The following is a 9,743-nucleotide window of genomic DNA, read 5'->3' as shown; positions in this document are numbered from 1 at the left end:
ATGTGCGATAATATACATATATTATTTCATGTTAGTAAAAAGAGATGATGCCGATTGGTATCATCTCTTTAAATAGGGAACATAATGAAAGATCAATTGATTGTAAAAGGTGCGCGTCAGCATAATCTTAAAAATATAGATATATCCTTACCACGGGATCAGTTTATCGTTTTGACTGGCCTCAGTGGTTCTGGCAAATCGTCTTTAGCATTTGACACAATATACGCAGAAGGGCAACGACGCTATGTAGAGTCTTTATCTGCTTATGCACGTCAATTCTTGGGACAAATGGATAAACCCGATGTAGACTATATTGAAGGTTTATCTCCAGCTATTTCTATCGACCAAAAGACTACAAGCCGTAACCCTCGTTCTACAGTTGGTACTGTAACGGAGATTTACGATTACTTGCGTCTATTATTTGCTCGCGTAGGCCATGCTCATTGTCCTGAATGTGGTAAGCCTATTACACAGCAAACGATACAACAAATGACAGATGACGTAATGAGCTTCCCAGAAGGTACTAAGATTTTAGTATTAGCCCCTATGATTCAAGGGAAAAAAGGGGAGCATAAATCTGTCTTTGAACAACTTCGAAAAGAAGGCTTTGTTCGTGCCCGTGTAGATGGTGTTGTACGTACATTAGATGAAGATATTATATTAGAGAAAAATAAAAAACATTCCATCGATATCGTAGTAGACCGTCTCGTTGTAAAAGAAGGTATTGAATCTCGCTTAGCAGACTCTATGGAGACCGCATCAAAATGGGCAGAAGGCATTGTAGTTATCCAAGAGGTAGATGGACCTGAACACATGTATAGCCAACACTTTGCATGTCCAGATTGCCATATTTCCTTACCGAAAATTGAGCCACGTATGTTCTCCTTTAACAGTCCATTTGGTGCCTGCCCAGCTTGTTTGGGAATTGGCTCTACCATGGAAGTAGACGAAGAACGCGTTATTCCAGATGGATCTATTACCTTTGCCGATGGTTGTGTGCAAGCGTTGAGTTCTAACCCTAATGCATGGTTTATGCGCCAAGTAGAAGGTTTGTTAAAAGCTAATGGATATTCTTTAGACTCTACCTATGATGAATTACCTAAAGCATTACAGAAAAAAGTAATGTATGGCACTACAGATAAGGTTGCTTTCACGTACGAAAATATGCGCGGCGAAGTAAAGGAATTCTTTACTGAGTACGAAGGTATTTTACCGATGGTAAAACGCCGTCATAGTGAAGCCTCTACAGATTCTATGCGTGAAGAGTTTGAAAAATTTATGTCCATTAAGCCTTGTACTACATGCCATGGAGCTCGTCTTAAACCTGAAGTATTAGCTATAACCGTAGGGGATAAGAACATCAATGAAGTGACCCAATTGACCATTAAAGAAGCGCTGGATTTCTTTGGTAAGTTACAGTTAACAGAGCGGGAACAAGTGATTGGCGCTCAAATTTTGAAGGAAATCAATGCTCGTCTTGGATTCCTCAATAATGTAGGCCTTGATTATCTTACTATGAACCGTAGTGCAGGGACCCTTTCTGGTGGTGAAGCACAACGTATTCGTTTGGCTACGCAAATCGGCTCTGGTTTGGTAGGTGTATTGTACATCCTAGACGAACCGTCCATAGGTCTACATCAACGAGATAATGATCGACTCATCGATACCTTAAAAGGGTTACGGGACTTAGGTAACACCTTGCTCGTTGTAGAACATGACGAAGATACGATGCGTGCGGCTGACTATCTCGTGGACATTGGGCCCGGTGCAGGTGAGCATGGCGGTCAAATCATTGCCGCTGGTACGGTAGACGAAGTGATGAAGGTAGAAAACTCCATTACTGGTCAATATTTGAGTGGTCGTAAATTTATCGCACTTCCTGAAGAACGCCGTAAACCAGGTAAGAACTGCATTGAAATTCGCAGTGCTAAGGAAAATAATTTACAAAATGTAAATGTAAAATTCCCTATTGGCTTATTCAATGTTGTTACTGGTGTCAGCGGTTCTGGTAAGTCTACCTTGATTAATGAAATTCTCTACAAAGGTTTAGCTAATCAATTATATCGCTCTAACCACAAAGTAGGGGCTCATAAAGAAATCCGTGGTCTTGAACATATCGATAAAATCATCAATATTGACCAAAGTCCTATTGGTCGTACGCCGCGCTCTAATCCAGCTACCTATACAGGTGTATTCGATGCTATACGCGAGCTTTATAGCCAAACACCAGAGGCTAAGATGCGAGGCTACAAACAAGGTCGCTTTAGCTTTAACGTAAAAGGCGGTCGCTGTGAAGCTTGTCGTGGCGATGGTATTATCAAAATTGAAATGCACTTCTTGCCAGATGTGTATGTACCTTGTGAGGTTTGTAAGGGAGCCCGTTATAACCGCGAAACCTTAGAGGTTAAATATAAAGGCAAATCTATTGCCGATGTATTAGATATGACGGTAGATGATGCAGTAGAATTCTTTAGCGCTATCCCTAAAATTCATCGTAAGATGGTTACCTTACAAGAGGTAGGTCTTGGCTATATCCGTTTAGGTCAAGCTGCCACAACATTATCTGGTGGTGAGGCTCAACGCGTTAAACTAGCTACTGAATTAGCTCGTCGTAGCACAGGTAAAACCCTTTATATTCTTGATGAGCCTACTACAGGCTTACACGCTGAAGATATTCGCAAGCTGCTAGATGTACTACAAAAGCTTGTTGATGGTGGGGACACAGTTGTTGTTATTGAACATAACTTAGATGTTATTAAGATGGCCGACCATATCATTGATTTAGGTCCAGAAGGTGGTAATCGTGGTGGTACCATTGTAGCCACAGGTACACCTGAGGAAATCGTTAAGGTGAAAGAAAGCTATACCGGTAAATTTTTAGGTCCTGTATTAGAACAGACCAAGAAATTTATGAAAGCAGCTCAAAAGAAGAAATAAAATAGAGTATTAAATTTAGTTTCTATAAACATCATAACGGAAATAGAATACATTTTCTAAGCATTTATCATGAACATATCTTAGAGAAGAATATATTCTATTTCCTTAAAATCTATAAAGAAAGGAGGACATATGCCATCTGAAGAATTACTAGAGAAGGTCAGTCATTTGCCGACCACACCGGGTGTGTATTTATGGCGCGATCAATATAATCGTATCATCTATGTAGGTAAAGCCATTAACTTGCGCAACCGTGTACGTTCCTATGTGCGCAATGATGCGAACCGAGCGCCGAAGGTTGCGGCTATGATGAAGCGTGCCGTCGATGTGGAGATTATCCAAACAAAGACAGAGATGGAAGCGCTTATCTTAGAGAATACGCTTATTAAGGAGCACGAGCCTAAATATAATATTAGGCTTCGTGATGATAAAACGTATCCGTACGTAAAAATCTCAGTACAAGAGGACTATCCACGTGTATATATGACGCGCCGACTAGAACGGGATGGAGCCAAGTACTTTGGCCCTTTTACAGATGTAACATCTGTACATGTAGTATTGAAATTAATACGCCAGTACTATCCACTCAGGACATGTAAGTCTATGAAGGTAGAGCGACCATGTTTGCAATATCATATGCACTACTGTGAAGCACCGTGCTTTAACAAGATTTCCGTATCGGATTATGGAAAGTATATCGATGAAATCATAGAGCTTTTTGAAGGTAAGCCTATCCCTTTGCTGAAGGAAATTAAAGAGAAGATGGATCTTGCTGCAGAAGACTTACGCTTTGAAGATGCAGCACGTTATCGAGATCAGCTAACTAGTATAGAAAAGATACAAGAAAAGCAGCGCATGGTTACACAGCGTGGCGACTTAGACGTGTTAGGTATTGCAGTGGATACCTCGATGGCTTGTGTACAGTTATTATTTATCCGCGGTGGCCGACTATTAGGCCGTGAGAACTACTTTGTACAACATGATGGAGATAGTCAAGAAACTATCATGACGGACTTTATCAAGCAATACTATGGAGATACAAACTTCATTCCAAAGGAATTATTATTACCTATGGATAGCACCGATAGAGACTTGTTAAAGGAATGGTTTACACAGCTTAAAGGTCAAAATGTAGACGTATCTGTGCCACAGCGTGGTTATAAGATGGACATGATTAAGATGGCTCATGAGAATGCAGAAACCTTCCTTGAAGAACGACGTCGTCAATGGCAGTACCAAATCGATAAGACTGGTGGGGCCGTTAAGAAATTAGCTGAAGTCTTAGACTTGCCGCGATTACCAGAACGCATGGAGTGTTTCGATATTTCCCATACGCAAGGGTCTGAAACTGTGGCGTCTATGGTTGTCTTTGAAGGTGGTAAGCCGGCGAAGAAGGAATATCGTCGCTTTAAGTTAAAGACTACGCAAGGTAAGCCAGATGACTTTAAATCAATGGCAGAAATCATGGAACGTCGTTACGGTAATGAAACAGATTGGCCTATGCCCGACCTTATTATCATCGACGGTGGTAAAGGGCAGCTCAACGCAGCGTTGCCGTTAATACGTGCCGTAGGTGTTACCGATGTGCCTGTTATCTCCTTGGCTAAACGTATTGAAGAGGTCTTTGTAGAAGGTCAATCTGAAAGTATCATTTTGAGTCATCATACGCCAGAGCTTCAATTACTGCAACAAATACGTGACGAAGCCCATCGATTTGCCATTACGTACCATCGCAAATTGCGAGGTAAACGTAACTTAGAGTCTATTTTAGATCATATTGAAGGAATTGGTCCTAAACGTCGCAAAGCATTATGGGCGCATTTTAATAGTTTAGAGGCTATGAAAGAAGCATCTATTGATGAGCTTTCAAAGGTAGACTCTATGAACTATAAAACGGCAGAAGCATTATATTATTTCTTCCGTATGTCCAAAGTAGAAAAACAAGATATATTGAAATAAAAAAGAGCATCTTATGTAAGATGCTCTTTTACTGTATTAATTGTTATTTAGTTTTGTTTACGTTGAATGTACCAAGTACGCCAGGTGAATAATATACCCGCTACTAGTACGCTAGAGAGTAACCCAATCCATACGCCAAATGGTCCGTAATTAGGATTATTAGCGAGAATATAGGCGGTTGGGAAGCATACGCCCCAATAGGATATGAGGGAGATATAAAGAACTACTTTTACATCTTTATAGGCTCTCAATATACCTTGTAAAGGGGTTCCAATGGCATCGATAGCAGAGAAGAATACACCGTATCCAATGAAGCTGTAGATAAGCTTGTATACTTCATCATCATTTGTAAAGAGATCTGCAATAACGTCCATATTAGTAAACGTAAATGTACAAATCATGATAGCCAATACAATGGCTAAGATGCGAGAAATATAAGAGTACTGGATAGCCTCTTGTTTACGACCTGCCCCTAGTTCATAAGCAACTGCAATGGTAGAGGCCATAGCGATACTAAGAGGTAAACAGTAGAATACATTTGTAAAGGAAATAACAGATTGATGAGCAGCTACGACGGCGGATCCAAAGTGAACCATCAAGAGGCCAGCAATACTAAAAATACTAGCTTCTAAGAAGATGGAAAAGCCAATAGGAATACCTATATGTAGCTGTTCGCGAATGTAGTGAAAACTTGGTTTACTGAAGTCTTTAAAGATACGATATCCCTTTAGCTTTGGATGTAATAGTAATACTAAGCTAAAGAGAATAAAGTTGGTCCAACAAGCACCGGCTATACCATAGCCAGCACCGACACCACCGATCTCTGGAAATCCGAAATGCCCAAAGATGAGTGCGTAGTTCAAAAATACGTTCACAATAAAGCTAGTAAATACGATGGCCATAGAATAATGTGTTAATCCATGACTGTCGACGGTATTACGCAATGTATTAACCCAAAGTAGTGGGAATAGACCTATAGCATATGCTTTCAGGTAACTAATACATACCTCAGCTGCAGCAGGTTCCAGATTTAATGCTGTCAGAAGAGGGCGTAAGCCTAAGAGACCAGTTATTAAAATGATACATGCTAGGCCTGTACCGATATAAAGACCTTGATAAAAGATTGTTGAAATATCATCGGTTTTCTTAGCTCCCAATAGCTGAGAAATAATTGGAGTGATACCTAACAACGTTCCTTGTGCAAAGATATAGCAGAGGAGCCATAAATTATACCCCGTAGCAACCCCAGCTAAATCTATTGTACTATATTGTCCCGTTAAAAAGATGGCTATAAATGTACCACCTATAAGGGAAAATTGCGTTATGCACATAGGAGTAAATAGCTTAATGAACAACCATAACTTTTGTAATATAGAATATGTTTGATACATACTTACCTCCCTTATTAATGATATATTATACGATATCATAAAGTAGTCTAATTTAATAGATAAATTCCTTGAGAATTGGGAATTAAATATATAGTATTGATTAGTCTATTATGGATCTATAATTAATGATTTTTTATATCCTAGAACTTCTATTTGTAGTGTTATGCTTCTCATATTAATATGAATGGAGTATGCTAAAAATGAATATATATTTTACAAATTGAATTTTACACTACTGAATTATATCGATTATAATATATATACTATAGTTATATTCTAAGGAGGATACATTGGACATCTTATCTGTACAAGGTTTATTAGCGATGCTTCAGATCATCGTTATCGACATCTTACTTGCTGGTGACAATGCCATTGTAATTGGTATGGCAGCTCGTAACTTGCCAGCACATTTACAGAAGAAAGCTATCTTCTGGGGCACAGCCGGTGCCATTATTTTACGCCTTGTTATGGCATTCCTATTTGTAGAGGCATTGAACAATATTCCTGCACTTCGTTTAATAGGTGGTATCCTCCTCTTATGGATTGGATACAAGCTGGTTGCTGATGATGAAAGCGAGCATAATATCGAAGCTAAGGATAATTTACGCGCAGCCATTACAACTATTGTTATTGCTGACGGTATCATGGGTATCGATAATGTTATCGGTGTAGTGGGTGCTGCAGGTGGTCATATGACAATGGTAGCTATTGGTATGCTCATAACTGTACCAATCATCATTTATGGCAGTACTTTATTTGTGAAAGTTATCGAACGCTTCCCAATTATCCTATACGTTGGCGGCGGTATCCTTGGCTGGGTAGGTGCTGGTATGGCAGTAGAGGATACATTGATTGCTCATAGTGTTGAACCATATGCACTGTTCATCAAAATAGCTGCAGTAATCCTCGTAGTAGGGGCATCTTTGATAGCTAAAAAACTCAAGAAATAATGAAACTTATCTCTTCTCCTAATCATAGGAGGAGAGATTTTTTTATGTAAACTCATACCTCTCTTTTTAGGTGAGAAAATAGAAAAATTATGGTATAGTTAAGGGATAGTTATTGAATTAGTAGACTGAATTGAGGTACGTACAGAATGGAATTTTTAGAAGTTGCCACGTGGGTAACCATTGGTAAGATTATTTTAATTGATATTTTGCTGGCTGGTGATAATGCTGTAGTAATTGGTATGGCAGCAGGTAAGCTAGCTCCAGAACTACAAAAGAAAGCCGTAATTTGGGGTACAGTAGGTGCCATTGTAATGCGCCTTGTATTTGCTACTCTTTTAGTTGAGGCGCTTACTTTAATTCCTCTTATTCACTTAGGTGGCGGCCTTGTACTTGTATGGATTGCCATTCAATTATTAAAAGGTGGCGATGAAGATGCACATATCGAAGCTAAGAATTCATTAATGGGTGCCATTTGGACGATTATTGTAGCTGACGCTATGATGAGTATTGATAATGTCATCGGTGTAGTAGGGGCCGCTAGAGGTCATTTAGAGCTTGTTATTGCAGGTATGTTAATTACTGTTCCAATTATCGTATTTTGCTCTACATTATTTGCTCGAATTATTAATAAATTCCCTGCCATTCTTTGGGCTGGTGGTGCACTCCTTGGCTGGGTTGCAGGCGAAATGATTGTGGAAGATCCACTTCTTATGCCATATATTCAAGGTGAAGAATTACTCGTTAAATTCGGCACTGTATTCTTCGTACTCATTGTGACTGGTATGATTAAAATTTGGAAGAAAAGAGACGCGTAATGAACGGTACAAATCGTACATCTCGTAAGAAGAAATCTAAACAACATAGAAGAAGTAATCGCTCTAATTCACAGCAAGCTATAAACGGCCAATTATCTAAAAAACAACAGGCTATTTTAAATGCGCCTGTTAAGTTTGGTGATGAAGTATTGGTAACTATTCATGGCATCGGTAGTAGCGGTGAAGGGGTAGGTCGTGTAGATGATTTTACAGTTTTTGTTCCTTTTGCTTTGCCAGGGGAAACTGTAAAAGTATCCATCAATATGGTTAAAAAGACGTATGCTACAGGTAAACTCTTAGATATTGTTACTATGGCTCCTAATCGTATCGATCCTAATTGTGACCTTTATGGATTCTGTGGAGGCTGCCAACTACAACACATTACCTATGAAGGGCAGCTTTCACTAAAAACACAAAAGGTAAAGGACGTTATCGAACGTATTGGTCATCAAAATCCAGACCTTGTTAAGCCTACATTAGGACCTAAAGAACCATGGGCATATCGCAATAAGATGCAAATGCCTGTAGGCGGCACTAAAGGCGATATTCAAATGGGATTCTATGCGATGGGATCTCACGATATCGTACAAGGTACAAACTGTCCTATTCAAAATGAAGGAAATAATATCATCGCTCAAGCGTGTTACCAAATCGCTAAAGAATTTGATATTGAACCGTATGATGAACATACAGGAAAGGGTGTGCTGCGCCATATTATTGGACGCATTGGACAATCTGGATGGATGATTATCCTTGTAACGGCAACAGAACAATTACCGCATAAAGAGAAGTGGGTAGAAAAATTAACAGAACGAATTCCTCAAGTAGAAACTATTGTTCATAACGTAAATGGTAAGCGTACTAATGTTATCTTAGGCCCTAAAAATAATATTCTCTATGGGGATGGGACGATTACAGACCATATTAAGGACTTACAGTTTACATTGTCCCCACATTCATTCTTCCAAGTTAATCCAGAACAAACTACAGTACTTTACGACCAAGCTCTTGAGTATGCGGACCTTAAAGGTGATGAAACCGTTATCGATGCGTACTGTGGTACGGGGACCATTTCATTGTTTTTGGCCCATAAAGCTAAACATGTAATCGGTATTGAAATCGTAGAACCAGCCATTATTAACGCTCGTGAAAATGCGAAACGCAATGGCTATGATAATACAGAATTTATCGTCGCTGATGCAGCCGTAGAAATGCCAAAACTTTACAAGGCTGGCGTACGCCCAGACGTGATTGTATTCGATCCGATTCGAGCAGGCTGTAAAGAAGAAGTACTAACCTCTGCGGCTGGCATGGAACCAAAACGTATTGTCTACGTATCATGTAACCCAGCTACCATGGCGCGAGACATTGAAATCCTTACAAATTACGGCTATGAACTAAAAGAAGTACAACCAGTAGACATGTTCCCAATGACCGCTCACGTTGAGGCAGTGGCTTTGCTTACTAGGAACGCAGTGACGCAGTAAGCATTAGCACTGCCCATGTGATTGGAAACGCCGAACCACTGAGGCTAGTGGCTTTGCTCACTAGGAGCGAAGCGACGCAGTGAGTGATAGCACTGCCCATGGCAGGGATGTCCAAGAATTCGAGCGAAGTGAAGAATGATTGGAAACAGCCTACGGCTGAGGCGGTGGCTTTGCTTATTAGGAAGGAAGATTGAATGTATGTTT

Annotated in this window: 6 protein-coding genes; 5 read left to right on the top strand and 1 reads right to left on the bottom strand. The window is 39.8% G+C overall.

The window, feature by feature from the left end:
- Window positions 1-84: 84 nt before the first annotated feature.
- The gene (gene uvrA, locus MOQ65_RS03285) at window positions 85-2,937 is read left to right on the top strand and encodes an excinuclease ABC subunit UvrA (RefSeq protein ID WP_257846630.1); all 2,853 of its coding nucleotides are present in this window, start codon (window positions 85-87) and stop codon (window positions 2,935-2,937) included.
- Window positions 2,938-3,069: 132 nt separating this feature from the next.
- A complete protein-coding gene (gene uvrC, locus MOQ65_RS03280; protein ID WP_257846629.1) occupies window positions 3,070-4,896 on the top strand; it encodes an excinuclease ABC subunit UvrC in 1,827 nt (608 codons plus the stop codon).
- Window positions 4,897-4,943: 47 nt separating this feature from the next.
- On the opposite strand, the gene MOQ65_RS03275 is transcribed toward uvrC, so the two are convergent.
- Window positions 4,944-6,287, bottom strand: a complete 1,344-nt coding sequence (locus MOQ65_RS03275) for an MATE family efflux transporter (RefSeq protein WP_257846627.1) — start codon at window positions 6,285-6,287, stop codon at window positions 4,944-4,946.
- 290 nt (window positions 6,288-6,577) lie between these two features.
- On the opposite strand from MOQ65_RS03275, the gene MOQ65_RS03270 reads away from it, so the two are divergent.
- The 3 genes from MOQ65_RS03270 (at window position 6,578) to rlmD (ending at window position 9,539) form a co-directional block, all read left to right on the top strand.
- Complete coding sequence (locus MOQ65_RS03270) at window positions 6,578-7,237, top strand: TerC family protein (RefSeq protein ID WP_257846626.1); 660 nt, start codon at window positions 6,578-6,580, stop codon at window positions 7,235-7,237.
- A 146-nt stretch (window positions 7,238-7,383) separates the two neighbouring features.
- Window positions 7,384-8,052: a TerC family protein gene (locus MOQ65_RS03265; protein WP_005386950.1), complete on the top strand. Its 669-nt coding sequence runs from the start codon at window positions 7,384-7,386 to the stop codon at window positions 8,050-8,052.
- A complete protein-coding gene (gene rlmD / locus MOQ65_RS03260) occupies window positions 8,052-9,539 on the top strand; it encodes a 23S rRNA (uracil(1939)-C(5))-methyltransferase RlmD (protein WP_257846625.1) in 1,488 nt (495 codons plus the stop codon). The genes MOQ65_RS03265 and rlmD overlap by 1 nt, the downstream gene beginning before the upstream one ends.
- Window positions 9,540-9,743: the final 204 nt, after the last annotated feature.

It is taken from the genome of Veillonella faecalis (genome assembly GCF_024677885.1).
GTDB classification, from domain to species: Bacteria; Bacillota; Negativicutes; order Veillonellales; family Veillonellaceae; genus Veillonella; species Veillonella nakazawae.
Note: the sequence above shows the minus strand (reverse complement) of the source record. Positions and strands in the feature narration are given on the sequence as shown.

What these genes read in the sequence shown, in the direction of transcription:
- uvrA (WP_257846630.1), top strand. Translation starts at nt 85, where the DNA reads ATGAAAGATCAATTGATTGTAAAAGGTGCGCGTCAGCATAATCTTAAA.
- uvrC (WP_257846629.1), top strand. Translation starts at nt 3,070, where the DNA reads ATGCCATCTGAAGAATTACTAGAGAAGGTCAGTCATTTGCCGACCACA.
- MOQ65_RS03275 (WP_257846627.1), bottom strand. Translation starts at nt 6,287, where the DNA reads ATGTATCAAACATATTCTATATTACAAAAGTTATGGTTGTTCATTAAG.
- MOQ65_RS03265 (WP_005386950.1), top strand. Translation starts at nt 7,384, where the DNA reads ATGGAATTTTTAGAAGTTGCCACGTGGGTAACCATTGGTAAGATTATT.
- rlmD (WP_257846625.1), top strand. Translation starts at nt 8,052, where the DNA reads ATGAACGGTACAAATCGTACATCTCGTAAGAAGAAATCTAAACAACAT.